Source organism: Gemmatimonadota bacterium (genome assembly GCA_016720805.1).
Lineage (GTDB): Bacteria > Gemmatimonadota > Gemmatimonadetes > Gemmatimonadales > GWC2-71-9 > Palsa-1233.
The window spans coordinates 53,119-77,592 of the sequence record JADKJZ010000001.1 but is presented as its reverse complement, the minus strand read 5'-3'; the positions used below and the strand labels follow the sequence as shown (position 1 = coordinate 77,592).

Genomic DNA, 24,474 nt, shown 5'->3' with positions numbered 1-24,474 from the left:
AGCCGAGCCATCCTCAGGTCGGCGCCACCATGTTGTCCACCATCGCCTGGCCGAACGCCGAGGTCGAGAGCTTGGTGGCGCCCTCCATCAACCGTTCGAAATCGTAGGTGACGCGCTTCTGCCCGATCGTCGCGGCCAGGGAGTTCAGCACCAGCTCCGCCGCTTCGTGCCAGCCGAGGTGGCGCAGCATCATCTCGCCCGAGAGGATGACGGAGCCCGGGTTCACCATGTCCTTGCCGGCATACTTCGGCGCAGTACCATGGGTCGCCTCGAAGATCGCGTGGCCGGTGACGTAGTTGATATTCGCGCCCGGCGCGATGCCGATGCCGCCGACCTGTGCGGCCAGCGCGTCGGAGATGTAGTCGCCATTCAGGTTCAGCGTCGCGAGCACGCCGTAGTCGCGCGGCCGCGTGAGCACCTGCTGCAGCATCGCGTCGGCGATCACGTCCTTGATGATGATGCCGTTCGGCAGCACCTGCCACGGCCCGCCCTCGTGATCGACCGCGCCGAACTCCTCGCGCGCCAGCTGGTAGCCCCAGTCACGGAAGCCGCCCTCGGTGTACTTCATGATGTTGCCCTTGTGCACCAGCGTCACGCTCGGGCGACCTTCCTTGATCGCATACAGGATTGCCGCACGGATCAACCGCTTCGATCCCTCTTCCGACACCGGCTTGATGCCGATCGCCGACGAGTCGGGGAAGCGGATGTTCTTGACGCCCATTTCCTGCTGCAGGAAGGTGATCAGCTTCTTCACGTCGGCCGAGTGTGCCTCGTACTCGATGCCGGCATAGATGTCTTCCGTGTTCTCGCGGAAGATCACCATGTCGACCGCACCCGGGTCCTTCACCGGCGACGGCACGCCCGTGAACCAGCGGACCGGGCGGACACAGGCGTAGAGATCGAGCTGCTGCCGGAGCGCCACGTTGAGCGAGCGGATCCCGCCACCGACCGGCGTGGTCAGCGGCCCCTTGATCGCCACCAGATAGTGGTTGATCGCGGTGATCGTGTCCTCGGGAAGCCAGGAGTCGTACCGGTCCTTGGCCTTCTCGCCCGCAAACACCTCAAACCACGCCAGCCGCCGCTTCCCGCCGTAGGCAATCCGCACCGCGCCGTCGAGGACGTGCTGGGAGGCGCGCCAGATATCGGGGCCGGTGCCATCGCCCTCGATGAAGGGGATGATCGGGGCGTCGGGAACCTGCAGGACACCATCGACAAGGGTGATCTGTTCGCCGTCGGTAGGCGGCGCGAGGGTCGTGAAGACCGGGGCATGGGATGGAGTGGGCATCCGGCAAATATAGCGTCCCAGTATGTTCCGGGATGGCCGACGACCCGACCCCCTCGCCCGCCCTCGCACCCGGCCACCCCCTCCTGCGCGCCGATCGGCGGATCATGACGACCCGCGCGGCCCTCCGGGCCCTCGGCCGGATCGCCCCCGGGGCCACGGCACGGATCGCCGAGGCGCTGTTCGTGAAGACCGCCCGCCCCGCCCCCCGACCCGACGAAACGGCCTGGCTCGCCACCGCCGAGCGGTTCTCGGTGCGCGCCGCCGGCCAGACGATCGCCGGCTATGCCTGGGGCGAGTCGGGGCCGATCGTGGTCGTCGCCCACGGCTGGTGGAGCCACGCCGGGCGCTTTGCCCCCTTGGCCAAAGGGCTGCTCGACGCGGGCATGCGCGTGGTGGCGTATGACGCCCCGGGGCATGGCCGCTCGACCGGCTGGCGCGCGACGATGCCCGAGTTCGCCGCCACGATCCGCGCCGTCGGCGACCATCACGGGCCCCTCCACGCCGTCGTCGGCCACTCCCTCGGCGGCTCGGCCACCATCTTTGCGCTGGCCCGCGGCCTGAATGCCTCGCGGGCAGTCCTGATCGCCGCTCCCGCCGACATCACCTCGTGGCTGGTCCGCTTCCGCGACACCTTCGAGTTGCCGGAGAGGATCTACGCCCGGATGCAGCGGAACATGCAGCATCGCCTGCGCCTGACCTGGGACGACCTCGACCTCCCGGTGCTGGCTCGGCAGCTGACGCAGCCGGCGCTGATCGTCCACGACATGCAGGACTCCGACGTGCCGTACGCCGAGGGGAAGCAGCTCGCAGCGGCGTGGCGCGGCAGCATCCTGCACACCACGGAGAAGCTCGGCCACCGCGCGATTCTGCGGGACCGAGCGGTGATCGACACCGTCGTCGACTTCCTGCGGGTTGGTAGGGCTCCGTAGGGGCGACGCATGCGTCGCCCGACCCGCCATCAGTGCGGTGCCGGCCAGGGCGACGCATGCGTCGCCCTTACACATACCGGCATCATCCCGCGTGGGTTAGATCGGCTTGTTGACCGCGATCCACGCCGCCGCCATGCCGAGGAGCGGGAGGAGGATCAGCATCCAGCGCGCGACCTTCGGGGCGCGATACATCACCGTGCCCATCGCGCCCATGACCACCCAGATGGCCAGCTTCAGATAGATCCAGCCGGGGAGGCCGCCGCCCTGCACCAGCTTCAGGCGTGCCAGCATGCCGAAGCCACCGAGCAGGATCACGAAGAGTGCGGTGCCGTGCACGGAGGCGAGCAACTTCCGTGCGGTGTTCGACGCCTTGGTGCCACCGTTGGCGACGTGGAGGGCGATGCCGCCCAGTCCCATGAACATTGCAAACATGCCGCCCAGATGCAGCAGACGGTAAATGGCGTAGCGTTCCAAGCGATCACTCCATCAAGCGGTCAGGGGGATTTCTCAGGACCCGAGCAGGTCCTCGAGCACTTTGTCGACAACCTCGACGACGCGGCCCGAGACGATTCGCGCCAGGACGTCGACGGTCTCCAGCGGCAGCGAGTCAGGATGCTTGCGGTCACGCTGGAAGCGAACGATCTGGCCGAGCAGCACGGCCGCCATCGGGCGGCCATCGGCGTGTGCGCCATGCAGCGCCGCCAGGACATCATCCGCTGCGTCGTCGTCCTCGTCGGCCTCGTCGTCGTCGTCGAGATCGTCGTCGTCGAGGTCGTCGTCGTCGAGCTCCTCATCGTCGAGCTCGTCCTCCTCGTCCTCCTGCGCGCGGGCGAGGGCCTCCTCGTACGACGGCACCGAGGAGAGCCACGGCTCCTCCGGTTCCTCCTCCGACACGGGCATCTCGCGCTCCGGCATCGGCACGAGCGCGTAGAGCTCGCAACGCAGCCCCGGCTCCTCCTCACGTGCGGCGAGCACCAGCTGGCGCGGCTCGTCGAAGAGGTGCTGCTCGGCGAAGAACTCGACCGCCTCGGGCGGCACGGCGCAACGAGCCACCAGCATCCCGTCGAGGAAGGTGCCAAGGCAGGTCATCCCCTCGGGGACCCGATCATCTTCGACCTCGCGCACCACGAGCGGCACCGGTTGGTCGGTGGCGGCGAGGACGGTGGCCGGGCGGCCATCCGGGGCACCTGCAGCGTCGGGCTTCTCATGGTCGTCGTGCATCGTCGCCTCCCGGCTAACCAGTCTCCTGCAATCTAGCCCCACCCCCGAAGGGCCGTCGGCGATATCTTACCCCCCGCCGACATGACCGATCCGCTGCTCGCCCTCGCCCCAGACCTTGACCGCGACGCCGTGGTCCGCTGGCAGGAGCGCCTGGCCGCCCACTTGTTGGGCGGAGGCCTCCTCCTCGCGGTGCTGGCCGCGTTGCCGTCGGCGCCGACCGACCTCGATCGCCACCAGCTGCCGAAAGAGACGGTGGTCCACCTGGCGACCTGGCTGGCGGTGGCGCTGCTCCGGCCGGGGATGGCATCGCTCTCCCGTGCCGCCCGACTCGGCCTCGGCCTGCTCCTTGGCGCGACACTGGCCTCCGCCGCCTTCGCCGACAACCCGTGGCTCGCCTTCCGCGCCGGCTCCCTGACGCTCACCGGGGCCGCCGCCCTGCTCGCCGCCCACCAGCTCGCGACCCGCGGATTGGGCGGCGTGCTGCTCGGTTGGCTCGGCGGCGCGGCCTTCATCGGCACCCTCACCGGCCTGGCGCAGGCGTATGGGCTGCAGCTCCCGAACTTCGCGACCACGCGGTTGCCTGGCGGCAGCTTCGGCAATCGCAACTTCCTGGCCCACCTCGCCGCGATCGCCTTGCCGATCATCGCGCTGCTCGCGGTCACCTCGCGACGCTGGATCGGCGCGCTGATCGCCGCGGTGGCGGGGGGTGCCCTCGTCGGCGCGATCGTGCTCACCCGGTCGCGCGCGGCGTGGCTCGCGGCGGCGGCCGCGATCGGCGTGGTGATGCTCTCGCTCCTGGTCGCACGACGGAAGGGCGCACTTCCCGTGTCGATGTCGCGCGTCGTGCTGCTGGCCGCGGCGATGGTGATTGGCCCGCTGCTCGCACTCACCCTCCCCAACGATCTCAATTGGCGATCGGACTCACCCTATGCCGAGACGCTGAGCGGCATTGCGAACACGCAGGAAGGATCGGGGCGCGGCCGGGTCATTCAATACCGGAACACGCTCGAGCTGGCGGCGGCGCACCCGATCGTCGGGGTCGGCCCGGGCAACTGGCCGCTTCGATACAACGAGGTGGCGCCGCCGAACGACCCGACCTGGGTGTGGGGCGATGTCATCCCCATCAACCCCTGGCCGAGCAGCGATTGGATGGCACTGATTTCGGAGCGCGGCATCATCGCGCTCGCGGGATCGTTGCTGCTCGGCCTCGCGCTGGCGTGGCGGGCCTTCGGGCGCCTGCAACGCGCGGGCGATGAAGCGCTGCGTGGCGCGGCGGCACTCGGAGTGCTGGCGGCGACGGCGGTGGTGGGGGCGTTCGACGCCGTGCTGTTATTGCCGGTCCCGCTGCTCTTCGTCGCCCTGGCGATCGGGGCGTTGGCCTCGACCACAGCATTGCCGATGGAGACGGCGGCGCCATCGCGCTGGCGTGGCGCCCTCCCGCTGGTGTTGATGGTGGTGGCGCTCCGCAGCGTCGAACAGACGGCGGCATACGTCGTCGCCGGATCGGGGCGCGACACGGGCCGGATGGTGTGGGCGGCGCGGCTCGATCCGACGTCCTATCCGTTGCGCATCGCGCTCGCCACGCGGTTGCCGTGCGCGAGGGCACGCAGCCACGCGCGCGCCGCCCTGGCCCTCGCACCCAACTGGCCCGCGAGCCGCAACGCCGCCGCACGGTGCGGGGTGCGCTAGCGCGCGGTCTGCCCCCACTCCGACCAACTGCCATCGTAGATCGCGACCGGCGGCCCCACCGGGCCGATCGACGCCGCGCGCACCACCTCCACCGCCAGCGCGAGCGTGCACGCCGTCACACCGCTGCCACACGACGCGACAATTGGCCGGGTGATGTCGAGGCCACTCTCTCGAATCATCGCCGCTAACTCCGCCGGCTTCCGGAAGCAGCCCGTTTCCGGATCGGTCAAGGTGTTGAACGGGACATTGGCGCTACCGGGGATGTGCCCACGGGCCAGCCCGGCACGCGGCTCGTCGACTTCGCCGCGAAAGCGCTCACCGCTCCGGCAATCGACCAGTTGCGCCGCCTCGTCACCGGCCACGATCCGCTCGATGCCGGCGAGATCGCGAATCAGCGCCGGGTTCGGCGTGGGGATGTGATAGCCGGTCGGGTAGCGACGCACGACGCCGATCTGCACCGGCCGCGTCTCGCGCGCCCACGCGCCGAAGCCGCCGTCGAGCACTGCCACGCGCTCGTGCCCGAAGTAGCGGAAGAGCCACCAGGCGCGCGCCGCCGAGAGGTTCACGCCGCTGCCGTCATAGCAGACGATGCGATCGTCGCGGCGAATGCCGAGGCGCTCGCACAGGCCTGCAAAGCGCTCGGCGGTCGGCACCATATGCGGCAGCGGATTGATCGTGTCGCTGGCGGCGTCGAGGTCGAAGCGCACCGCGCCCTTTATGTGCGCCCGTCGGTACTCCTCGTCCGGATCACGGCCGGCGGCGGGGAGGTACCACGAGGTGTCGAGCACCACCAGATCCGGCTCGTCGAGGTGAATCGAGAGCCACATCGCGGTGACCAACGGACCCGGCAACGACGCCTTGGTAGATTCCACGCCCACTCCTTCGCCGATAGGCCTGCCATGTACGCCCTGGTGATCCTGCACTATACCGCCCCACTCGAGGAGATCATCGCCTCGACGGACGACCATCGAAGTTACCTCCGGAGCCTCCGGGAGCGCGGCTGGCTGCTCGCCTCGGGCCCCTTCGACCCCCGGACGGGTGGCGCCCTGCTCCTCCGTCTCCCCGACGACGGTCCCTCCCTCGAATCGATTCGCGACGCCGATCCGTTCCACCAGCGCGGCCTCGCCGAGTACGAACTGCGGCACTGGAAGCCGGTGATCGGAACGGAAGGGCTCGATCAGCTGTAACACGGTGATGTCCCCTCTCCGGCGTCGTGCCCTGCTACTGCTCGCCCTGGTCGGCTGCCCCGTACTGCTTGCCGCGCAGACCGGGACGCTCACCGGGCGCGTCATCGACCGACTCACGCGCGAGGGGATCAGCGACGCCCAGCTCGAGATCGAAGGCACCACGATGCGGGCGCGGAGCGGTGCCGCAGGGCGCTTCACGCTGAGCGGCGTCACCCCGGGGCAAGTGGCCCTTCGGGTGATCGCCATCGGCTTCACCCCGATGACGCTGCGCGACATCGCCGTCGGCAGCGGCCGCCCCGTCCCGCTGCTGGTCGAGCTCGAACCGCGTCCGCTCGACCTCGGCACCCTGACCACCGCCGTTGCCCCCCGCGACAACCTCGGCCAAGGTGGTGCCGCCGCGACACTCGGCCGCGACGAGACCCGCCGCGCACCTGGTGTGCAAGAGGACATCGTGCGCGCGGTGGCGCTGCTCCCCGGCGTCGGCGTCACCTCCCCCGGGCGCAACGACCTGGTGGTGCGCGGTGGCTCCGCGGCCGAGAATCTCTTCCTGCTCGACGGACTCGAAGTCCCCAACATCAATCACTTCGGCTCGCAGGGCGCCACCGGTGGGCCCGTCTCGCTGCTGCCGATCGACCTGGTGCGCGGCGCCGCCTTCACCAGCGCGCCGCCGTCGGCGGCCTATGGCGATCGCACCAGCTCGGCGACGGCGATCACCCTGCGCGAGGGGAACGAGGAACGGTGGGCGGCACAAGCGAACCTCTCGGCGACCGGCATCGGGGCGATCGCCGAAGGACCGATCGGCAATGGTTCGGCGCTGATCGGCGTGCGGCGGTCGTATCTGGACCTGTTGTTCCGTGCGCTCGACTTCTCCTTCCTGCCGACCTACTACGATGCCACGCTCAAGGCGACACAGCGCCTGGGCGGCCGCGACCAGCTGACGCTGCTGGCGCTCGGGGCTCGCGATGACATCGCGTTCCTGACGGACAGCGCCGATCAGCGACTCGACAACGCCCGCATCCTCGGCAGCGCCCAGCGCAGCGCGATCGTGGGCCTGACCTGGCAGCGGACGCTGCCCTCCGGTGCGCTGACCGTCACGCTTGGTCACACGCGCACGACGTTCGACAGTCGGCAGGTGGACACGACCGGCACCACGATCTTTGCGGCGCAGTCGCGCGAGGCGGAATACTCGCTGCGCACCGATCTGTTGCTGGCCCCTCGACGCGACCTGGAGCTGCGCTTCGGCGCCGTTGGTCGCCTCGCGCCGGCGCTGCACTACGACGTCACGCTGCCGGGCACCCTCCGACGCGACGGCAACGGTGTGCCGCGACCGCTCCGCGTCGACTCGACCTTCAGTGCCCGGCGCGTCGCCGCCTACGCGGAGGCGACCTGGCGTCCGCGCGACCAGTGGCGACTGACCGGCGGGCTGCGCGCCGATCGCTACGCCTGGCTCGGCAACGCCGTCCATCTCTCGCCGCGGCTGAGCCTGGCGCGCGATGTCGCGCGCGCGACCAAGGTGACCGCGAGCGTCGGCCGCACCGTGCAGCCACCACCATTCATCTGGCAGGTCGGCGACCCGACCAATGGCGCCCTCCGCCCGTGGCGCGCCGACCAGGCGACCCTCGGCGTGCGGAGCCGGATCGGCAGTACCACTGTGCAGGTCGAGGGCTACCTCAAGCGGTACCGCGACTACCCGATCCGCCTCTTCCGTCGCCAGGAAGTGCTGACGCCCTCGGGGTTCGAGGATGCGTTGGATGACATCCCCTTCGGACTTGAACCACTGCGGAGCAGCGGACGCGGGCGCGCGTGGGGGCTTGAGGTGCTGGCACAGCGCCGACTCGACGACCTCCCGATCTACGGCCTCGCGTCGTTGACGCTGGCCCGCGCGCGCTTCACGGCGCTCGACGGCATCGAGCGGCCAGGGGCCTTCGACGTCCCGGTGATCGTCACGGCGCTGGCGGGGTGGCGGCCGACCGACCGACTGGAGGTGAGTGGCAAGGTGCGGGTCAGCAGCGGCGCCCGAACGACCCCGTTCGTGACGACCGGTGAGCTCGCGGGGACGCCGAACTTCAAGGCGTACCTGGCGGGCCCCCGGCTGCCGACGTTCTACGCCATCGACCTCCGGGTGGATCGGCGCTGGAGCTTCCGGGCCACCCAGCTGACGCTCTACCTCGACATCCAGAATGTGACCGATCGCGAGAATCCGGCGCGCTACCAGTGGAATCTCCGGGAGCGGGTCGTCGAAACGGATACCTCGGTCGGCCGCCTCCCCAGCATCGGCCTCACCTTCGATTTCTGAGCGGCCCGGACGATGTGGCGTCGGCGCCGCACCGCAGAGCGCCCACCCGTCGACTTCCCCAGCGAGCTGACAGTACGTGCCGGCCGCCCCCGTCCCGCGGCTCCGTGGGTCCGCAACTCGTTGCGGGGCCGTGACCTCCACGTCATCAATCCGAGGGGACGTGTGCCGATACTGCTCGCTGAAGCGTCTGGCACGAAGTATGAGTGAGTAAACGCTGCGCTTGGTGATTCCGCCCCGGAATCCCCGTTCCAGGCTCAACCCGTGTCACCCCGACGCGTGGCGGAACGACGCGCAGCCACAGGAGGTGCCGAATGTTCGGCGACAGCATGTGGGATGAAGAGGAGCGGTTGCGCCGCGCCGAGGAAGGCCGCGAGGAGATGGACGCCGCGGAATCCGAGGCCGGCACGGAACTCGACGACGTGACGGCGATGGGCGTGCTCGACGAGCGCCTCCGTCGTCGGATGGCGATCGCCGAACTGCTTCGCGAGGTCGGCGGCTGCTGACCTCGGTCCCGGTCAGGGGCGCTGGCGCGACGCGCCCGCGAGCTCCTCACCGGGATTGACGTACCGATCGAGGGCCTGCCGGAACTGCCGCTCGTACAGCGCGTGGTACCGGCCCCCCAGATCGACCAGGGCATCGTGCGAGCCGCGCTCGACGATCTCTCCCCCTTCCAGAACCAGGATCTGATCGGCCGACGTGATGGTCGACAACCGGTGCGCGATCACGAAGGTGGTCCGCCCTGCCCGCAGGCGTGTCAGCCCTTCCTGAATCAGTCCCTCGCTTTCCGAATCCAGCGACGACGTCGCTTCGTCGAGAATGAGGATGGCCGGGTTCGCGAGGATCGCGCGGGCGATCGCGACGCGTTGCCGTTGCCCACCGCTCAACTTGACGCCGCGCTCACCGACGATCGTCTCGTACCCCAGGTCGAAACGCAGCGCGAACTCGTCGCAGTGCGCGACGCGCGCCGCCTCGCGCACTTCCTCGGCGGTCGCATCCGGCTTGGCGAAGCGGATGTTGTCGAGGATGGTGCCATCGAAGAGGAAATTGTCCTGCAGCACGATGCCGAGCGTGCGGCGATACTCGCGCAGGCGGAACGTCGCGAGGTCGCGACCGTCGATCAGGATGCGGCCGCTGTCGGGGCGATTGAACGCCATCACCAGCGACACCAAGGTGCTCTTCCCCGAGCCACTGGTGCCGACGAGCGCCGTCGTTGTGCCGGCTGGCGCGTCGAAGGTGATCCCCTTCAGGACCGGCGTCCCCTCGTCGTAACTGAAGGTGACATTCTCGAAGGCGACGTGCCCGGTTACCTGGCCGAGCGGCGCCAGGTCGGCATCACCTTCGTCCTCGGTGGCCAGCGCACGCAGCTCGCGGATGCGGTCGAGGCCGGCGAAGGCCTCGGTGACTTGCGTGCCGATCGAGGCGATCTGGATCAGGGGCGCGGCGAGCAGGCCGGTGAGGAAGACGTACTGGAAGAGATCGCCCGACGACATCCGCCCGGCGAGAATGTCCTGGCCGCCCACCACGATCAGCAGCGTGCCGATGATGCCGACGATCACGGTGGAGAGCGCGGTGGTGGCGGAGACGCCGGTCATGGTGGCGGCGACGTTCCGGAAGAGCTTGTTGGCGCCCTTCGCGAAGGCGTGCTGCTCGCGGCGTTCGGCGGTGTACGCCTTCACCACGCGAATCCCTGAGATGCTCTCGACCAGCCGACCGGTCACTTCGGCGTTGAGCTTGCCGCGCTCGCGGAAGATCGGCCGCAGTCGGGTGAAGGCGTACGCCATGCCGCCGCCGAAGACGACGAGCAGCACGGCAGTCACCGAGGTGAGCCGCCAGTTGAGGAGCATCAACCAGGTGAAGGCGACGGCGGCGGTCACAGCGCCACCGACGAGCTGCACGAGGCCGGTGCCGACCAGGTTGCGGATCCCTTCGGCGTCGCTCATCACGCGCGAGACGAGTTGTCCGGTCTGCGTCGCGTCGAAGGTGCGGATCGGGAGGCGCACCAGGTGCGACTGCACGGCGCGGCGCATCTCGGTGATGGCACGCTGCGCGGCGACGCCGAGGATCTGCGACACGCCGAACGACGAGGCGGCCTGCACCACGGTGGCGGCACCGACGGCGGCGGCGAGCGGCCAGAGCAAGGAACGGTTGCCACTGGGGAGGACGACGTCGATGAGTTCCTTCGACGACCAGGGGAGGACGAAGCCGGCCGCGCGATTGATCAGCATCAGCACGAAGCCGATGGCCAGCCGTCGGCGGTGGAACCAGAGCAGTTCCCGCGCTTCCCGCCAGACGACCTCGCCTGACACCTTCTTCTTCTTGGGCCGCTCACCGACATTCGCCGACGTGCCGCGGCCCTTGCCGCCTCGTTCGCCCGTGCCCAACCCGCTCGTGCCGCCCCGGAATGCCAGAAAGCCCCCTCGGTTGCCACCCTGTGTCGGCCGGAGGTGTCCGGCCGACACGAATGGTAACCGGAAAGCGGGGGGTCAGGTTCCCAAAGAGCGGTTGATGATGCGTGCGGCAAGCGACGGGAATGGCGCCGAGCATTCTGACGCCGTCGTTGCAGCCGTGGAACACCGCGGTCGCCCTCCTGCCATATTCCAGTCATCCCGGGGCGCGCACCGCCCGTCGCCCCGGTTCACGATCGGCGGTCCCAGAGTGAGGTGTCCCATGGGTGTGTTCGACGAATTGGACGAGAAGGCGAAGGAGCTGGCGGCGAAGGCGAAGGCCGCGCTCGAGAACAAGGACGATTTCCTGGCAAAGGCCCGTGAGCGGATGGACAGCGCCATTGCCGACGCCAAGGAAGAGTTGGAGGAATTCAAGGGCGAGGCGAAGGAGGAGCTGCAGGAGCTCCGCGCCAAGGTGGCCGATTTCCTTGATCGCGACGGTACCCCGGCGGCTCCGGCCACGACCGACGCCCCCGCAGCCCCCGCCGCCGAACCGCCCGCCCCGCCCCCGGCAGACGCTCCGCCCGCCGCCTAGCCCCACCCCGCCCCGAGACCAGCGCCCGCCGCTGGTTTCGGGGTTGCTGTCCCCCGCCCGTCTCGCTCCGCAACCTTACCCCCGGTGCCAGCGTACCAAGGCCGTGGTGCGACAGGGCGCTCCCGCCCTGGCCGTGCCGACGGACCCGATAACGGAACGCGACATGTCGCTTCGCTCATTCGCACGATTCGCGAGTTCCCTCGCCAGCCTGCTGTTGCTGGTGGGACTCGCCGCCCGACCCCTCGCCGCCCAGAGCACCGTCGACTGGATCACCGGCGCGGTCACCGATGGCACCGGGAAGCCGGTCGTCGGCGCCACGATCGAGGCCTACAGCATCGAGCTCGACGTCACCAAGAAGGCGACGGCGAACGACAAGGGGCGCTTCTCCATTCCGTTCAACGATGGTGGCGGTCGCTACCGCGTGACGGTGCGCGCGATCGGCAAGACGCCGTTCATCACCAACGTGTCGCGCCAGGAAGACGACGACCGCATCGTGCTGAACGTCAAGCTCGGTGACCGGCCGCAGGTCCTCACCGACATCCGCACCCAGACGGTGCGCGCCCAGGGCGACCAGAATGAGCGGCCGACGCCGGGCGCCACGGAGCGCAACGTCGACGCCGGCCAGATGGCCCGCCTCCCGATCGACGCCTCCGACCTCGCCGCGCTGGCGCAGCTGGTGCCGGGCGTGATCGTGACGGCCGGCAGCGACTCGAGCGCGACGACCTTCCAGGTGGCCGGCCAGAGCGGCGCGTCGAACAACATCGTCGTCGACGGCACGTCGAACGGCGGCGCCCTGCCGGCCGACGGCATCCGCGGCACCCGTGTCATCACCAACACTTTCGACGTCTCGCGCGGCCAGTTCTCCGGCGGCCAGGTCTCGGCGACGACGCGCGGCGGCAGCAACCGGCAGCAGGGCTCGATCAGCGGCAACTTCCGCGATCGCAACCTCGCCTTCGGCAGCGCGACGGACAACGTCTTCACCGCGGGCCAGACCTCGCAGCAGGTCGGCGCCGGCTTCGGTGGCGCGCTCCGGAAGGACAAGCTCTTCCTCTTCGGCTCGTTCAACGTCAATCGCGCCGTCAACCCGATGGCCTCGCTCGATCGCGCGGACGCGACGACGCTGCTCCGTCTCGGCGCCTCGCCGGATTCGGTGGCGCGCTTCATTGCGCTGGTTGGCGCGACGGGCTTGACGAATCGTGTCGGCACCGTCGACCCGAACCGGACCCAGGACCGCTTCAGTGGCTCGCTCCGCTTCGACTGGAACGTCGCCGACCGGCAGATCCTCACGGTCCGCGGCGACCTGAACACCACGACGTCCGACCCGACTCGCGTCGGGCAGACGCAGCTCCCGCAGGTCGGCGGCAACCAGAGCAACAACGGCGGCGGCGTGCAGGTCTCGCTCGTCTCGCGCCCGACCGTGGATCTCTCGAACGAGTTCCGCGCCTACGGCTCGCTCAGCAACGCCGAGTCGACGCCGTTCCTGTACGTCCCGGTCGGCCGGGTGCAAAACCAGTCGACGCTCGATGACGGCAACATCGCGACGACCTCGTTCGGCTTTGGCGGCAACTCCGGCCTCCCGACGACGAACAAGACCAAGTCGCTCGAACTCACGAACACGATTTCGTACTTCGCCAAGGGCGGCGCGCACCGCTTCCAGCTCGGCGCACTCCTGAACATGCAGAGCTTCACGGCGAACAACACCAACAACCAGTACGGCAGCTACAGCTACAACTCGCTGGCCGACTTCGCGGCGAACGTCCCGGCGACCTTCAGTCGCACGCTGCAGCCGGTCGTGCGCGACGGCTCGTCGCTGAACTCGGCGCTCTTCCTGAGCGACGTGTGGCGCAAGGGGCCGAACCTGCAGTTCACGATCGGCGGCCGCCTGGAGTACTCGAAGTTCGGCGGCGCCCCGGCGCGGAACACCGATGCGGAAGCGAAGTTCGGCGTCCGGACCGACCTGCTCCCGACCGAGACCTACTTCACGCCGCGCTTCGGTTTCTCGTGGACGATCCCGGCGGCCGAGCAGCAGGGCTTCGGGCAGCGCGGCTTCGCGCCGCCGGCCGTCGTGCTCCGTGGCGGCGTCGGTGTCTTCCGCGGCACGATGTCGAGCACCCTGCCGAGCACCGCGCAGGCCCAGGCCGGCTTCAGCACCACCGAAGCGCAACTGGTCTGCGTGGGTGCAGCCGTGCCGATCCCGGACTGGAACAACTTCGCGACCAACCCGTCGTCGATTCCGACGCAGTGCCTGAACAACCAGAACACGCCGGTCATCGCGGGCAGCCCGTCGGTCACCACGTATGACGAGGGCTACGGCGCTGCGAAGACCATCCGCGCCAACCTCGGCGCGACGCGCCGCCTCACCCCGTTCTTCACGATGACGCTCGACGCCTCGTACGTGAAGGGCATCGGCCAGTCGGCGTCTCGTGACCTGAACCTGAACCTCGGCACCCCGTTCCTGCTGGCGAACGAGGGCGACCGGCCGGTCTACATCAATCCGTCGCTGATCGTGCCGACGACGGGCGCGATTCCCTTCACGTCGACCCGGAAGGACGCCGGCTACGGCTCGGTCAACCAGGTCTTCAGCGGCCTCGAGAACGAGACGAAGCAGGTCACCGCCTCGATGAACTGGTTCAACACCCGCGGCTCGACGCTGTCGGCCAACTACACCATGCAGTTCGCCCGCGACCAGGGCGGTGGTGGCGGCGGGTTCGGCGGCGGCGGCGGCAACCTGACCCGGGGCGATCCGAACGCCTTCCTGTGGGCGCGGTCGTCGAACGAGCGGCGTCACAACATCCAGCTGAACTTCACCAAGGTCTTCTCGCCGACGTTCGAGCTGACCGCGATCGGCAGCATGGCGTCGGGTTCCCGCTACTCGCCGGTGGTCGGCAGCGACATCAACGGCGACGGGTCGCGCAACGACCTGGCGTACGTCTTCAATCCGGCCAACGCCAACGATCCGGTCCTGGCCGCGGCGATGGATGACCTGCTCAAGAACGGCTCGAAGGGCGCCAAGGCCTGTCTGGCGTCGCAGGTCGGCAAGGTCGCCGAGCGCAACAGCTGCATCGGGCCGTGGCAGCCGTCGCTCAACCTGCAGGTGAACCTGAAGCCGGGAATGTTCCAGAACCGGTTGACGATCTCCTTCGCGACGATCAACCTGCTGGGCGGACTGGACGAGCTGTTCAACGGCGCAGACAACCTGAAGGGCTGGGGTGGCTTCTCGCGCCCGGACGGCACGCTGCTCGCCGTCACCGGCTTCGACCCGTCGACCAACCGGTACAAGTACACCGTCAACAGCCGCTTCGGCGCGACGGGTGGCGGGGCGACGGCGGTTCGCTCGCCGTTCCAGGTCGGCGTGAACATGCGCTACATCATCGGCTTCGATCAGCGCCGCGAGATGCAGCGGATGGCGTTCGGTCAGGGCAACGCCGCGGCCGGCGCGGCAAGCGGCACGACGTTCGTGCAGCAGATGCTGGCCAACCTCCCGTTCAACGCGGCGCAGGTTGCGATCGAGCGGAAGGATTCCCTGGCGCTGGCGCCGAAGCAGGTCGCCGAGTTGCAGGCCTTCATCGACTCGACGAACAACGCGCTGCAGCCGCTGGTCGCCAAGCTGGAAGAGGCCGCCAAGACCGCGAATGGCAACACGCAGGCGCTCTTCCCGCAGCTGACGCCGATCTTCGAGGCCTTCCAGGGCAGCCAGATCAAGGCGATCGAACTCACCAAGAAGGTGCTGACCGACGTGCAGTGGTCGCTGATGCCGGAAAGCGCCAAGCAGCCGGTCGGGATCAACCGGCTGATGCAGCCGGGGGGAGCGGCGCCGGCAGGCGGCGCAGCCCCGGGGCGGCCGGGTGGCCGGACGGGTGGCGGCGCCGAGTAACTCTCGGCCCGCCTGACACGCTGAAGGGGCCCCCACGCGGGGGCCCCTTTAGTTTTACCTCATGCTGAGTCCTTTCCTCCGCGCCCTCCGTCTCCGCTGCCCCAAGTGCGGCAGTGGTGGCATCCTCCGCCACTGGTTCGCCATGGTTCCTGCCTGCCCCACCTGCGGGCTGGTCTTTGACCGCGGCGAGTCGGGCTACCAGGTGGGGTCGTATCTGGTGGCAATGATCGCGATCGAGCTGCTGTTCGTCGGGTTGCTGGCCGCCATCCTCATCGCCACCTGGCCCGACCCGCCCTGGCGGCTGCTCCAGTGGGGCGGCCCGGCGCTGATGGCGCTGGGGCCGTTGGTGCTCTTCCCGTTCACCAAGACGCTCTACCTCGCCTTCGACCTCACCTTCCGGCGCGAATTGTAACGCTGGACGCAAAAGGGGCGACCGACTGGTCGCCCCCTTGGGTCTGGCGCATCCACACAACCGGGCGACCCATGGGTCGCCCCTACAGGTCGCCCCTACGTCATTTCACGCGCTCGATGTAGGCGCGCTCGCGCGGGTTGACCCGCACCCGTTCACCCTGCTCCACGAATTCGGGGACGTTGATGGTCACGCCGTTGCTCAGCGTCGCCGGCTTGCTGCTCGACGACTTGGTCGCGGTCTTCATGGCCGGCGCCGTCTCGACGATCTCGAGTTCCATCGACGACGGCAGCTTGAACGAGATCGGCTTCCCCTCGAGCCACACCGCCTCGAAGCGCATCTCGGCCTGCATCCACGCCGCGTCATCGCCCACCATCTCGGGGTCGAGCGTGAACTGCTCGTAGGTGTCGGCATCCATCACGTGCACACCATTGCCATCGGCGTAAAGCACCTGCATCTCCTTCGTGTCGAGCCGCGCTTCCTCGACCGTCTCGGTGGCGCTGTAGCGATGGTCCAGCGACATGCCGTTGTTGAGATTGCGCAGGCGCACCTGGACGAAGGCGCGGAGGTTGCCCGGCGTGCGGTGCGTGAAGTCCATCACGAGGTGCGGCTTCCCCTCGTAGTAGATCACGGTGCCCTTGCGGATGTCGTTCGCTTTCATGGCCACTCTCGGAAGTGATCGATTGCCGGCAGGACTCGTCCCCGCCGGCCAGCGCGAGAAGATAATCGCCCGAAACACTCCGGGGGGAGCCACGACGGCCTCCCCCCAGGCGTCCGAGTGCCCCATGCCGCGGCGCTAGACCGGGTGGGGACGCTGCACCGCGGAGAGGAGTTCGCCCGCCGTGAACGGCTTCCGGAGGACCGCCTGGAGGCCGTCCGCGCCATCGGCGTCGCCGGTCATCAGGACGACGTGGAGCCCCGGATGCTCGCGCCGCACGACTTCCGCCAGCCGGTGCCCGTCGAGCCGCGGCATGTGAATGTCGGTGAGCACCGTGCCGACGCACTGTCCGGCCACATCGCGGAGCAGTTCCAACGCCGACTCGCCGTGTTCGGCCTCGAGGACGCCGTACCCGGCGCGCCGCAGGATCCGCGCGGTGACGTTGCGCACCCACTCATCATCATCCACGACGAGGACCGCGGTCTGGGCGTCGTCATCACGCGCCTGCCCGACGGCCACCGCCTGGGCTGGAAAGCACACGCTGACGGTGGTGCCGACCCCCGGTTCGCTCGCGACGATGACCTGTCCGCCGCGTTGGCCCATCATGCCATACATCGCCGAGAGCGAGAGGCCGCTGCCGACACCGAGCGCCTTGGTGGTGAAGAAGGGCTCGAAGAGCTGCGCCTGCGTCGCCGCGTCCATGCCGATGCCGGTGTCGCTCACCTCGACGACCACCCACTCGCCCGCCGGCAGGATGCCGTGACGATGTGGCTGGGGCGCGTCGAGCGTCCAGCGTCGGGTGGAGATGGTCATTCGGCCGCCAAGCGGCATGGCATCGCGGGCGTTGACCACCAGCGTGAGGAGCACCTGCTCGACCTGCCCGTGTTCGGCGACGATGCGTTCGCGGCGGGTGCCGCTCTCCTCGGTGATCGTGATGTGCGGACCGGCGAGTCGCGGGAAGAGTGGACGCAACCGCGCGATCACTTCGTCGAGATCGACCTCGGAGGCCGGGCGCGGCACCGCGCGGCCCACCGCTTCCAGCTGGCGGACGATCATCGCGCCGCGTTGGAGCGATTCGCGCACCTCCTCGAGCCGCGCCTGCACCGAGACGTCGACCAATGGGTTGCCCACCAACGTCTGGACCGTGGTCCCGGCGTCGCGCAGCAAGGGGGTGAGTTCGCACGAGAGGCCGGAGGCGAGTCGGGTGATGGCCTCCATCTTCTCCACGTGGCGACGGCGGGCGCAGTCGGCCTGGTCGAGATCGCTTGGCATGGCGGCGTCAGTCAGCGTCACAGGTCCATCCGTGCTCGTGTCGATCGGTCGCGGCCAGGTGCAGCGACTCACGCCCCCCACATTCGCAAGCGACGGGCCGCGAGAATCGATCCGCGGGCCTCCACGCAAGTGCTTTGTTGCCAACAGGTTGTCGGAAGGTTGGTGGGCGCGGCGCTGGAGGGTGCTGCTGTGGCGAGATCATTCCGACGCGTCCGCGCCACACCTCGCTCCTTCGACGTGGTTGCGATGCCTCCCGTCCGATCCCACGTTTCGGGCATGCCTTCCCTCTCCCCTCGTCGGCGTCGAATCCTCCTCATCGCCGTGGCGGCGGTCGCCGTCGTGGCGCTCGGCGTGCTGGCGTACAGCCAGCGCTGGGCGATCAGTGGTCGCGCGGTGGCGATCGTCGACCCGAAGGTCCGTCGCTGGGCCGAGCGCGAGGTCTCCCGGCTCTCCGACGGTGTCTATCAGTTGCACGCCTCGACCATTGTCGTCGACGAAGCCCGGCATCGGGTGGCGATCGACACGATCACGCTGGTGACCAACGTCGCGGCCAACGCACGCCGCCCGACGCCGCTCCCGACCGTCTCGCTCCGCTTCCTGGGGTGTGATCTCGAGGGGATCGACCTCGATCGGTTGGCGGCGCGGCGCGGCCTCCACCTGCGCAGTGCGGGCTGTGACAGCGTGCATCTGGAGGGCGAGGTGCCGGCACCGAAGCCGGGCGCGGCTCCGGTCCCGATCCGCCCCGGCGTCTTCCTCTCGCTGCGTGACAACCTCGACCTGCCGCGCGAGGTGCCCTCCATCAGCGTGGATACCATCGCCTTCCCGCAGGTGTCGATCGCCCTCGGACTCGCGGGGCGCAACCGGCGCCGCACGGTGCTCTCGCTCGACCGCTTTGCGGTGCGCCTCGACTCGCTGCACTATGACCCCAAGCAACCGATCGAGGAGCGCGGCCCCCTGCTCTCGCGCGACGTCTCGCTGCGGTTGGTCGGCTTCGAGGGCAATCGCGAAGCGGCGACTCGCCTCTCACTCGACTCGATGTCGGCGTCACTCGGTCGCGGGACCTTTCAGCTCGATGGGCTGGTCTACGAGCCGATCGTCGGGTCGCTCGGCGACTCCCTCGGCTTTCAGGCGCTCGAGGTCGGCCACCTGCAATTGCGCGGCGTGGACTGGCGCAGCTTCCTCACCACGGGGGACGTGGGCGTGAGCCGGCTCGCCGTCGAGCGCGCCCTGCTGCGCTTCCCACCGCCGGGCGCAGCACCGAAGCGCAGCGGCGCAGCCCCCTCCAAGCCGATTGCCGCGCCGATCTCGACGCCCCTGACGCAGCGCACCGTCGGCTCGCTGCTGCGCGCACTGGGGCGCGACATGCGACTCGACACCCTCAGCGTGCTGGGCTTCACGCTCATCGAGGGCGCCACGAATCGACAGGACAGCACGGTCACCGTCCTCGAGCGCCTCGCGGTGCAAGGCGCGCACTTCGACGACTCCACCAGCTGGAGCACCGCCTTTCCGGTCGGCCGCATCACGGTGGAAGCCGACCATCTCACGCGTCGGCAGGGCGAGAATCAGCTGCAGGTCGGGGCGCTGCGACTCAGCGTCGTGGCCGGCACGGCCCGGGTCGATTCACTCCGCGTCGGACCCGACGGCAACGACGCCGCGTTTCGCCGACGCCATCGTTTCCGTACCGACCGGATGGTGCTCTCGGCGGCACGCGTGGCGATCGCCGGCGTGGACTTCCCCGCGTACCTGCAGGATGGTGCGTTCCGGATCCGTCGTGGTGATGCCACGGGCGTCGAGCTCGACATCCTCACCGACAAGCGGATGCCGGTGGAACGTGGCAAGCGGACCAGTCACCGGTATCCGCAGCAAGCCCTCCGCGACCTGGGACTCCCGTTCGGCGCCGACACGCTCACCCTCACGGGCGAGGCGCGCTATCGCGAGCATGCGGTGGCGGCCCCGGCGCCGGGGGTGATCGCCTTCCGATCGTTGCGCGCCACGCTGCTCAACTTTTCCAACGACCCGGCGAGGATGCAGGACAGCACGCCCTTCCGGCTCACGGCGGACGCGCGCCTCATGGGAGTGGCCCCCTTTCACTTCGAACTCGAGATGCCGCTGCTCGCCGATCAATTCACCATGCGGTATCGCGGTCGCCTCGGCGCCATGGACGCGTCGGCCTTGAATCCGTTCGCCTCCGATGGCGCCGGGGTGAAATTCACCCGCGGACGGATCGAAGGGATCAGCTTCGACGCCACCGTGGCCGGCGGTCGGGCCCGGGGGCGGATCACGCCGCGGTGGACCAACCTCGGGATCGAACTCCCCGGACTGGACCGAAAGAACACCGGCATCTTCGGGGGCCTCAAGCGGGCCGTGGGGAAGTTCGTGGCCAACGCCTTCATGGTCCGGGACGACAATGTCACGGGGAAGAAGGAGCCACCCCGGGACGGCACCATCGATCACCGCTGGACCCCGCGGGAGACCCTCCCGCAGTTCCTTTGGAACTCCATCCGAGATCCCCTCGTCCCACTCCTCAGGAAGTAGCGTCCTGTGGCTTTGCCGGGCCCGGCCACCCATCTTTCGGTGGAGCGCGCCAGTCTGCCGGCCGCGCCATCAACCCGATCACCGGACGACGATGTCGTTGCCCCGCCGCCCGACCGAGTTGGTGCGCACCCTCGCCCCACTCGACATCCTGACGATCCTCTACACGGCGAGTTCTTTCCTCGTGGTCTCGGTGCAGTCCATTGGGGCGGACACGATGCGGGTCTCGTCGGCCGAACTCGCCTGGCTCCTCTGCGCCCACGCGCTGCTGGTGGTCCTGGTCTTCCTCGCCGCGCAGGCGCGCAACGAGGCGTGCGCCAAGCATTGTTTCCTGGCGGAGTGGTATCCACTGGTCGTCCTGGTGGCGGTGTACGCCTCGGTCGATCTGGTGAACGGGCCGCGGCAAGCGGCGGGCCTCTCCCACGATGCCGTGATTCAGCGCCTCGAGTTCGCCACCTTCGGACGGCAGCTCGCGCATGACTGGAGCCGGAGCCAGACCCAGGCCGCATTCTCCTGGCCGCTTTCGCTCGCCTATCTCGGCTTCTTCCCGCTGGTGATCGCCGCGCCGGCCGTCCTCTGGTGGCGCGGACACATCGTCCGCGCGCGCCAGACGATCTTCGGTATCTCGCTCGCCTTCTTCACCTGCTACCTCGTCTTCCTGCTCTTCCCGGTCGCCGGGCCGACCTACCTCTGGGGCTGGCCGACCGACGGTGCGCACACCGCCCTGCCGTCGCGCCTGGTGCGCGACCTGATCGATGGGGGCGACTCGTGGGGCTCGGCCTTCCCATCGAGCCACGTCGCCGCCTCGATGGCCGCCGTGCTCCTGGCCTTCCGCAACTGGCGCCCGCTCGGCATCGTGCTGCTGCCGTTCGCCCTCGGCATTCTGGTGGGCGTGGTCTACTTCCAGGTGCATTACGCGGTGGACGCCGTCGCCGGGTTGATCATCGCCGTCTTCGCGACCACGATGGCCGCGCGCCTCATCCCGGCACACACCGCGCGCGCATGAGCCGCACGCTCCGCCTCGTCGCCTTTCTGGTGGGCGCGGTGGTCCTCGCGCTGCTGATTCGTGAAGTCGGTGTCGACACGCTCGCGGATGGCGCTCGCACTGTTGGTTGGTTCGCCGTCCCGATCGTGGCCCTGCACGCCATCGTCTACGGGCTCAACGCCTTCGCCTGGTACATCACCCTGGCCCACGAACCGGGTGCCCCACCGTTCCGCAGCATCTTCCGGATTTCCGTCGTTGGCTTCGCGATCAACTTCCTCACCCCCGTCGTCAACGCCGGTGGCGAGCCCTACCGCATGGCCGCGCTTGCGCCCTGGCTCGGGGCGCGCCGTGCGGCGGGGAGCGTGCTGCAGTACGCGATGCTGCACGCGCTGTCGTCACTCTTCATGTGGCTGACCGCGATCGTCGCAGCGCTCACGTTGCCGGGCGTGCACGGACGCATCTGGTGGGCGCTGCTCGCGATGGGGGGCGTGATCGTCGCCGCGCTCGGCGTGGTGCGCTCCGGGCACCGGCACGGCTTCGTCGCGCGGCTCGCGGGGTGGATCGCGAGGCGACGATTGGGTCGCCTCTCCGCGTGGCTCACGAAGCAGGAGGAGGCCCTCGTCGCCGTGGATGCGCAGATCACTTCGCTGCACGCCGAGCAGCCAGGGCGGCTCGGGGCGGCGATTGCGGTAGACTACCTCTCGCGCTGGGTGGCGATGGGTGAGCTGCTGCTGGTGGCCTACGCGGTCGGCACCCCGCTCGGCGTCACGCCGGCGGTGATGATCTCCGGTCTCTCGGCACTCGCGGTCAATCTCTTTTTCCTGCTGCCGTGGGAGATGGGATCGCGCGAGGGGTCGCTCTATCTCCTCTTCGGGCTCGCCGGCGTCCCGGCCTCGCTTGGATTGATCGCGGCGGTGATGACGCGGCTGCGCGAGATCGTCTGGTGTGCGCTCGGGTTGGCGCTGGCCGGCCCCGGGGGCCGCGCCGCCGCCGCCGAGGCGCGTGCCGGACACGCGACACCCCCGGCCGCGTAGGCGACCGGGGGCGTTGCGTACCGCGGCCGCGAATTACTTCGCCGGTGCGATCGTCACATAGCGCCAGAGGCGCGCGACTTCCTTCGCCGGCACGTACTTGCCGATCTCCTTCTGGAACTGCGCGGCACTCGTCCAAGGGCGGTACTCCTTGAACTCCCGCACCATCCGCCGACCGGCGCCCGGAATCGAAAGAATGTCCTCGTCGGTCGCGGCGTTCAGCTCGACCGGCACGAAGACGTACTGCTCGAAGCGCGCGACCTCGGCGGCGTCGACGTACTTGCCGATCTCCTTGCGCCACACGGCGAGCGACGCGTACGGCCGGTACTCGTTGAATTCCTTCAGCATCTTCGGCCCCATGCCGGGGATCAGGTTGAACTCGGCATCGGTCGCGGTGTTGAGATTCACTTCGAGGAAGAGCTTCGGATAGAGCGCCTTCCGCTGGGCCGCCGTGAAGCTCTTGGCAAGCGCCGCATCGAGCGCGGTCATCGTGAGATATGGGCGGCCGGCAACGACGGCCTCGATGATCGCCGGGGTCATGCCGGGAAGCGTGGCAAGCTGTTCGGCGGTGGCGAGGTTCGGATTCAGGGCGCCGAGGTTCTTGCCGACCTGCGCCGAGAGCGGCGTCGTGGCCAGCAGCAGCAACGCGAGCGGGGCGAATCGGCGAAGCGTGAACGACATGATCAAGACTCCGTGGGTAGGGTGCGACCGCCCGCCGTGATGGCGAGCGCAGGGTGACGATGGGACCAGAGCAGGCCGAGGAGCCCGAGCTGGAGCATGGCGCCGGGAGCCAGCAGCGGCAACGAGCCGGTGACGGCTTCGCGGAACAGCTCCATGCCATGCATGGTCGGCGTGGTTTCGAGCTCCCACTCGACGTTCGCGCGGTAGTGGAGGAAGATCCCCACCGCCGCACTCACGCACGCCAACCCGGAGACGACGCGCACCGCGAGGACCGCACGGCGGGCGCGCGTCGCGCCGTACCAGGCAAAGGCGAGCAGATACGCCGCGCCGATGCCGAGGGGGATGAACTGCAGGGTATCGTCGTCGTGGCCGAGGAGGAGCAGCTCGGCCAGGATCCCGAGCGCGCCGACGACGAGCACGTACAACAGCACGGTGCGCCAACGTTCCATGCCCGCTGCAGTCATCGTGGCGCGATGCTCCGCAGGTAGGCGGCGTTGCGCTTGGCGCTCGCCATCGGATCGGGGCCGCCTTCCTGTTCGACCATCACCGGCTTCTGGTCGAGTTGCGGGATGGCGGCGAGGAACGTCTTCAGGTCGACCGTGCCCTTGCCGAGCTCCGTATCGCTCGATCGATCGGCGACCACATCCTTGACATGGAAGCTCCAGTAGCGCGCGGTGTGCTGCTTCAGGTAGCGCATCGGATCGCCGCCGCCCATCGTCATGTTGCCGGTGTCGAGCTGCAGGCGGACCAGCGACGGATCGGTGCGGTCGAGGAAGACGTCATACGGAATGATGCCGTCGATCGGCGTCTGGTGATCGGGCTCGTTGTGGAAGGCGAGCCAGAGGCCGGCGCGGCGCGCGGCGGCGCCGGCGGTGTTGAAGTGGTCGGCCCATTGGCGCCACGAATCGAGTGGCTTGGTCTTGTCGATGGGGAGCGACGGGACGATCAGGTATTGGTGGCCGAGGAAGTGGGCGTCGTCGAGGCTCTTGTCCCAATCCTTCAGCAGGATCTCGGGGGCGATGTGCGCCGAAGGGGCCTTGAGCCCGGCCTCGGCGAGCGACGCCTTCACCTGTTCGCGCGTGCGGTCGAAGTTCTTGAATGACCAGAGCAGCTCGACGTCGTCGTAGCCCATCGCGCCGACGGCCTTGAGGGTGCCCTCGGGGTCCTTCCGCATCGCGGTGCGGACGGAATAGAGCTCGAGGCCGACCCGCCGGAGCGGGAGGGAGGCAGAGGCGGGGCGGGCCAGGGCGGCGCCAGCGAAAGCGGCGGAGGCCGTGGCGAGGAAGTCGCGTCGTTGCATGGATCGAAGGTAGGGCGCCGGAGGCGGGGCGGGAAGAGCGGCCCAGTCCCCCGGGTCGGCGCGACCCCTCTTACTCGATGCCAACACTTGCCTGGCCGGTGTCACTGCACCAAGGCATTACCGTCCCCAGCACTGCATACGCTGCC

General features: G+C 69.1%; 21 protein-coding genes. 11 read left to right on the top strand and 10 right to left on the bottom strand.

What is annotated here, in order from left to right; genetic code table 11:
• Window positions 1–13 precede the first annotated feature (13 nt).
• Window positions 14–1,285, bottom strand: a complete 1,272-nt coding sequence (gene icd / locus IPP98_00405) for an NADP-dependent isocitrate dehydrogenase (protein MBL0177580.1) — start codon at window positions 1,283–1,285, stop codon at window positions 14–16.
• Window positions 1,286–1,317: 32 nt separating this feature from the next.
• Between icd and IPP98_00400 the strand changes: the two genes are divergently transcribed.
• The gene (locus IPP98_00400) at window positions 1,318–2,214 is read left to right on the top strand and encodes an alpha/beta fold hydrolase (protein MBL0177579.1); all 897 of its coding nucleotides are present in this window, start codon (window positions 1,318–1,320) and stop codon (window positions 2,212–2,214) included.
• A 96-nt stretch (window positions 2,215–2,310) separates the two neighbouring features.
• On the opposite strand, the gene IPP98_00395 is transcribed toward IPP98_00400, so the two are convergent.
• Together IPP98_00395 and IPP98_00390 are read right to left on the bottom strand one after the other, a co-directional pair.
• Window positions 2,311–2,688, bottom strand: a complete 378-nt coding sequence (locus tag IPP98_00395; GenBank protein ID MBL0177578.1) for a hypothetical protein — start codon at window positions 2,686–2,688, stop codon at window positions 2,311–2,313.
• A 33-nt stretch (window positions 2,689–2,721) separates the two neighbouring features.
• Window positions 2,722–3,435, bottom strand: a complete 714-nt coding sequence (locus IPP98_00390; GenBank protein ID MBL0177577.1) for a hypothetical protein — start codon at window positions 3,433–3,435, stop codon at window positions 2,722–2,724.
• A gap of 81 nt (window positions 3,436–3,516) precedes the next feature.
• Between IPP98_00390 and IPP98_00385 the strand changes: the two genes are divergently transcribed.
• Window positions 3,517–5,124, top strand: coding sequence for an O-antigen ligase family protein (locus IPP98_00385; protein ID MBL0177576.1), 1,608 nt, complete (start codon window positions 3,517–3,519; stop codon window positions 5,122–5,124).
• On the opposite strand, the gene IPP98_00380 is transcribed toward IPP98_00385, so the two are convergent.
• Complete coding sequence (locus tag IPP98_00380; protein ID MBL0177575.1) at window positions 5,121–5,996, bottom strand: sulfurtransferase; 876 nt, start codon at window positions 5,994–5,996, stop codon at window positions 5,121–5,123. The genes IPP98_00385 and IPP98_00380 overlap by 4 nt on opposite strands.
• Window positions 5,997–6,023: 27 nt before the next feature.
• On the opposite strand from IPP98_00380, the gene IPP98_00375 reads away from it, so the two are divergent.
• From IPP98_00375 to IPP98_00365, 3 genes are all read left to right on the top strand, one after another.
• Window positions 6,024–6,311: a hypothetical protein gene (locus tag IPP98_00375; GenBank protein MBL0177574.1), complete on the top strand. Its 288-nt coding sequence runs from the start codon at window positions 6,024–6,026 to the stop codon at window positions 6,309–6,311.
• Between the two features lie 7 nt (window positions 6,312–6,318).
• Window positions 6,319–8,607, top strand: a complete 2,289-nt coding sequence (locus IPP98_00370; GenBank protein MBL0177573.1) for a TonB-dependent receptor — start codon at window positions 6,319–6,321, stop codon at window positions 8,605–8,607.
• Between the two features lie 311 nt (window positions 8,608–8,918).
• Window positions 8,919–9,110: a hypothetical protein gene (locus IPP98_00365; protein ID MBL0177572.1), complete on the top strand. Its 192-nt coding sequence runs from the start codon at window positions 8,919–8,921 to the stop codon at window positions 9,108–9,110.
• Between the two features lie 12 nt (window positions 9,111–9,122).
• On the opposite strand, the gene IPP98_00360 is transcribed toward IPP98_00365, so the two are convergent.
• Window positions 9,123–10,832: an ABC transporter ATP-binding protein gene (locus IPP98_00360; protein MBL0177571.1), complete on the bottom strand. Its 1,710-nt coding sequence runs from the start codon at window positions 10,830–10,832 to the stop codon at window positions 9,123–9,125.
• A gap of 442 nt (window positions 10,833–11,274) precedes the next feature.
• On the opposite strand from IPP98_00360, the gene IPP98_00355 reads away from it, so the two are divergent.
• The 3 genes from IPP98_00355 to IPP98_00345 all read left to right on the top strand — a co-directional run bounded on the left by IPP98_00355 (window position 11,275) and on the right by IPP98_00345 (window position 15,872).
• Window positions 11,275–11,586 (top strand): hypothetical protein, encoded by a 312-nt coding sequence (locus IPP98_00355; protein MBL0177570.1) that lies wholly within the window; start codon window positions 11,275–11,277, stop codon window positions 11,584–11,586.
• Between the two features lie 163 nt (window positions 11,587–11,749).
• Window positions 11,750–15,460, top strand: a complete 3,711-nt coding sequence (locus IPP98_00350) for a TonB-dependent receptor (protein ID MBL0177569.1) — start codon at window positions 11,750–11,752, stop codon at window positions 15,458–15,460.
• Window positions 15,461–15,521: 61 nt separating this feature from the next.
• Window positions 15,522–15,872, top strand: coding sequence for a DUF983 domain-containing protein (locus IPP98_00345; GenBank protein MBL0177568.1), 351 nt, complete (start codon window positions 15,522–15,524; stop codon window positions 15,870–15,872).
• A 100-nt stretch (window positions 15,873–15,972) separates the two neighbouring features.
• On the opposite strand, the gene efp is transcribed toward IPP98_00345, so the two are convergent.
• Together efp and IPP98_00335 are read right to left on the bottom strand one after the other, a co-directional pair.
• Entirely contained in the window at window positions 15,973–16,530 is a 558-nt protein-coding gene (gene efp / locus IPP98_00340) for an elongation factor P (GenBank protein MBL0177567.1), read from the bottom strand.
• Between the two features lie 135 nt (window positions 16,531–16,665).
• On the bottom strand, window positions 16,666–17,820 hold the full coding sequence (locus tag IPP98_00335) for a response regulator (protein ID MBL0177566.1): 1,155 nt from the start codon (window positions 17,818–17,820) through the stop codon (window positions 16,666–16,668).
• 255 nt (window positions 17,821–18,075) lie between these two features.
• Here IPP98_00335 and IPP98_00330 point away from each other — a divergent pair, with 255 nt between their 5' ends.
• The 3 genes from IPP98_00330 (at window position 18,076) to IPP98_00320 (ending at window position 22,350) form a co-directional block, all read left to right on the top strand.
• Entirely contained in the window at window positions 18,076–20,334 is a 2,259-nt protein-coding gene (locus tag IPP98_00330) for a hypothetical protein (GenBank protein MBL0177565.1), read from the top strand.
• Window positions 20,335–20,425: 91 nt separating this feature from the next.
• Window positions 20,426–21,337: a phosphatase PAP2 family protein gene (locus IPP98_00325; protein MBL0177564.1), complete on the top strand. Its 912-nt coding sequence runs from the start codon at window positions 20,426–20,428 to the stop codon at window positions 21,335–21,337.
• Window positions 21,334–22,350, top strand: coding sequence for a flippase-like domain-containing protein (locus tag IPP98_00320; GenBank protein MBL0177563.1), 1,017 nt, complete (start codon window positions 21,334–21,336; stop codon window positions 22,348–22,350). The genes IPP98_00325 and IPP98_00320 overlap by 4 nt, the downstream gene beginning before the upstream one ends.
• Window positions 22,351–22,383: 33 nt before the next feature.
• Here the strand turns inward: IPP98_00320 and IPP98_00315 are convergent, their stop codons facing one another.
• Genes IPP98_00315 through IPP98_00305 form a run of 3 tightly spaced genes read right to left on the bottom strand, consistent with a single transcriptional unit; the run spans window position 22,384 to window position 24,328 of the window.
• Window positions 22,384–23,028, bottom strand: coding sequence for a hypothetical protein (locus IPP98_00315; GenBank protein ID MBL0177562.1), 645 nt, complete (start codon window positions 23,026–23,028; stop codon window positions 22,384–22,386).
• A 2-nt stretch (window positions 23,029–23,030) separates the two neighbouring features.
• A complete protein-coding gene (locus IPP98_00310; GenBank protein ID MBL0177561.1) occupies window positions 23,031–23,492 on the bottom strand; it encodes a hypothetical protein in 462 nt (153 codons plus the stop codon).
• Window positions 23,489–24,328, bottom strand: a complete 840-nt coding sequence (locus tag IPP98_00305; protein ID MBL0177560.1) for a sugar phosphate isomerase/epimerase — start codon at window positions 24,326–24,328, stop codon at window positions 23,489–23,491. The genes IPP98_00310 and IPP98_00305 overlap by 4 nt, the downstream gene beginning before the upstream one ends.
• Between the last annotated feature and the right edge of the window lie 146 nt (window positions 24,329–24,474).

Coding starts and splice junctions, on each gene's coding strand:
- icd (MBL0177580.1), bottom strand. CDS start 1,285: ATGCCCACTCCATCCCATGCCCCGGTCTTCACGACCCTCGCGCCGCCT.
- IPP98_00400 (MBL0177579.1), top strand. CDS start 1,318: ATGGCCGACGACCCGACCCCCTCGCCCGCCCTCGCACCCGGCCACCCC.
- IPP98_00390 (MBL0177577.1), bottom strand. CDS start 3,435: ATGCACGACGACCATGAGAAGCCCGACGCTGCAGGTGCCCCGGATGGC.
- IPP98_00385 (MBL0177576.1), top strand. CDS start 3,517: ATGACCGATCCGCTGCTCGCCCTCGCCCCAGACCTTGACCGCGACGCC.
- IPP98_00375 (MBL0177574.1), top strand. CDS start 6,024: ATGTACGCCCTGGTGATCCTGCACTATACCGCCCCACTCGAGGAGATC.
- IPP98_00370 (MBL0177573.1), top strand. CDS start 6,319: ATGTCCCCTCTCCGGCGTCGTGCCCTGCTACTGCTCGCCCTGGTCGGC.
- IPP98_00365 (MBL0177572.1), top strand. CDS start 8,919: ATGTTCGGCGACAGCATGTGGGATGAAGAGGAGCGGTTGCGCCGCGCC.
- IPP98_00360 (MBL0177571.1), bottom strand. CDS start 10,832: ATGCTGATCAATCGCGCGGCCGGCTTCGTCCTCCCCTGGTCGTCGAAG.
- IPP98_00355 (MBL0177570.1), top strand. CDS start 11,275: ATGGGTGTGTTCGACGAATTGGACGAGAAGGCGAAGGAGCTGGCGGCG.
- IPP98_00350 (MBL0177569.1), top strand. CDS start 11,750: ATGTCGCTTCGCTCATTCGCACGATTCGCGAGTTCCCTCGCCAGCCTG.
- IPP98_00345 (MBL0177568.1), top strand. CDS start 15,522: ATGCTGAGTCCTTTCCTCCGCGCCCTCCGTCTCCGCTGCCCCAAGTGC.
- efp (MBL0177567.1), bottom strand. CDS start 16,530: ATGAAAGCGAACGACATCCGCAAGGGCACCGTGATCTACTACGAGGGG.
- IPP98_00330 (MBL0177565.1), top strand. CDS start 18,076: ATGCCTTCCCTCTCCCCTCGTCGGCGTCGAATCCTCCTCATCGCCGTG.
- IPP98_00325 (MBL0177564.1), top strand. CDS start 20,426: ATGTCGTTGCCCCGCCGCCCGACCGAGTTGGTGCGCACCCTCGCCCCA.
- IPP98_00320 (MBL0177563.1), top strand. CDS start 21,334: ATGAGCCGCACGCTCCGCCTCGTCGCCTTTCTGGTGGGCGCGGTGGTC.
- IPP98_00315 (MBL0177562.1), bottom strand. CDS start 23,028: ATGTCGTTCACGCTTCGCCGATTCGCCCCGCTCGCGTTGCTGCTGCTG.
- IPP98_00310 (MBL0177561.1), bottom strand. CDS start 23,492: ATGACTGCAGCGGGCATGGAACGTTGGCGCACCGTGCTGTTGTACGTG.
- IPP98_00305 (MBL0177560.1), bottom strand. CDS start 24,328: ATGCAACGACGCGACTTCCTCGCCACGGCCTCCGCCGCTTTCGCTGGC.